At 68.4% G+C, this 535-nt stretch carries 2 pseudogenes; both read left to right on the top strand.

From position 1 onward, the window contains the following. Window positions 1-324 (top strand): annotated as a pseudogene (locus AC3A6B_RS29850) (DUF6502 family protein); the annotation flags it as partial. Beyond that, window positions 321-535 (top strand): annotated as a pseudogene (locus AC3A6B_RS29855) (collagen-like triple helix repeat-containing protein); the annotation flags it as partial. The pseudogenes AC3A6B_RS29850 and AC3A6B_RS29855, both read left to right, overlap by 4 nt.

The following is a 535-nucleotide window of genomic DNA, read 5'->3' on the forward strand; positions in this document are numbered from 1 at the left end:
TTCCTGGGCGACAACACGCGCGATCACCTGCTCGCGGGCGTGGCCAACACGCTCGGCGCAGAGCCGCCCCTGCTGGAGCGATCGGTATTCGCAGCCGGGATTTCGCTGGGAGATTGCGAACGCATCCATCAGTTCGTGCGCGAGAGGTGGGGCGAACTTCACGGCCAGCTGACCCGGGAGATGACGCGCGCCTTCGAGGCCGCCGAGGAAACGGCTTCGGGCCGCATCCGGGTCGGCATCTATACCTATTACGAAGACGGCGCGCCCGAGTACGCTGAAGCTCCGTCTACCGCTCCCTCCAAACGAACGAGACGAAAAGCATGACGAGCATTTGGCTGCGCAACGGCTTTCTGGCACTGCTTGTCGGGTTGCTGCTGTCCTGCGGCGGCGGCGGCGGCGGCGGTGGCGGTGCGGCATTCGGCAGTGCTGGCTCCGCGGGGATTGGCGGTGGATCGGTCGCCGGCGGAGAGAGCGGCCCTGCTGGCGGCGACGGCCAGGGCGGCGGCACTTCGGGCACCTCCGGCACGAGCAGCGG

The sequence above is a fragment of the Variovorax sp. Soil_C_33 genome, from assembly GCF_057656935.1.